We start from the raw sequence: 1414 nt of genomic DNA, 5'->3' as shown, positions 1-1414 counted from the left end.
GGCGGGGCGTCGTCATGGTCACTTCCCGGCTGGGGGCGGACGCAGTCGTTCCGGCGGTGGCGGAGGTGTTTCCGGGGGCTGCGGTGTTTCCCGGGGATGAGGTGTTTCCGGGGGCTGGAGCGGCGCCGGGCGCTGGGGGCGGCTCGCCTTGACCCGTTCGACCGCGGCCAGCAGATCCGTCTGGCCGACCCGGTCCCGCCCCGTCAGCAGCGCCTCCGCCGCTGCGTCGATCACCGCGCGGCGAATGTCCCGCCCGGTGACGTCGTCGACGGCGGCGAGGTCCTGCGTACGGACGTCGTCGGCCAGGGGCAGCGTCCCGGGCAGATGGCGGTGCCAGATGCGGGCGCGGGCCGCCTCGTCGGGGACCGGGAAGCGGACGTGCCAGACGCGGCTGTCGAAGGCGGTGTCGTAGCTGGACACCAGGTTGGTGGCGAACACCGCAAGACCTTCGAACCGGTCGAGCGCGGTGAGCAGTTCGCTGCGCATGGCGTTCACCGCGTGCTCGGAACCGTGGCTGGTGGTCTCGAAGCGGGCGGACATCAGCCCGTCCGCCTCGTCGAGGAAGAGCACCGCGCCCTGGGTCCCGGCGGCGTGGAAGAGCGCGTCCAGGTTCTTGGGCCCCTCCCCGTGGTACTTGCTCTCCAGCTGGGAGGCGCGGGCGGCGATCAGCGGGCGGCCCAGCCGGTCCGCGATGGCGTGGGCGGCCATCGTCTTGCCGGTGCCGGGCGGTCCTTCGAGGTTGACCGCCGAGCTGGGGTGCGGCTGGATGGTCCGCAGCCCCCACTCCTCGAACAGGGTGCGGCGCCGCTCCACGATGTGGATCGCGCGCAGCAGCTGCTCCATGGTCCGGTCGGGGAGCACCAGCCGGTCGAAGGTGTACAGCGGGGCGGTGGCGGTGAAGTGCTCCGCGCGCTCGGCCACCGAGGGGCCGTCCGCCGTCTCCGCCTCGGCCTTCGCGGGTGGTCGGTCCGCGGGCCGGTTGGTGATGGTGACGGTGAGCGGTTCCGGCCCGTGGTGGCCGCCGAAGGCGTCCACGGCGGCGATCAGGCGGCTGCGCAGCAGGGCCGCCTCGACCTCGTCGGTGCCGCCGGGGATGCCGGTGACGGCAAACGCGGGGCGCGGCGCCGCCCCGCCGGGCCGGACGGGGTGGCCCTCGGGCCTGGTGTTCCTCTTCACTGCGGTCCTCCGCTCGCCGCGTGCACGGCTGTCGTCGGCGGTCGGTCACGTCAACCCGTCAACCCGTCAACCCCAGACGGCGACCTGGTGGGTCCGGTGGGCGCCGCGCACCCGCTCGTCGGCCCGTTCGCCCTTGACCCGGCGGCTCTCGACGAACTGTTCGCGCGAGGTGTCGAAGACGCCCTGGATGTAGCTGACCTTGCCGTCGCGGATGGACTCCGCGACGGCAAGGTCAGCT

1 protein-coding gene is annotated in these 1414 nt (G+C 73.6%); it reads right to left on the bottom strand.

What is annotated here, in order from left to right:
- Positions 1-18: 18 nt before the first annotated feature.
- The gene (locus CCN51_RS50020; protein WP_014176972.1) at positions 19-1176 is read right to left on the bottom strand and encodes an ATP-binding protein; all 1158 of its coding nucleotides are present in this window, start codon (positions 1174-1176) and stop codon (positions 19-21) included.
- Positions 1177-1414: the final 238 nt, after the last annotated feature.

It is taken from the genome of Streptomyces milbemycinicus (assembly GCF_002154605.1).
In the GTDB taxonomy this organism is placed as follows: domain Bacteria; phylum Actinomycetota; class Actinomycetes; order Streptomycetales; family Streptomycetaceae; genus Streptomyces; species Streptomyces milbemycinicus.
The sequence above is the reverse complement of the archived record's forward strand: the minus strand, read 5'-3'. Positions and strand labels throughout refer to the sequence as shown.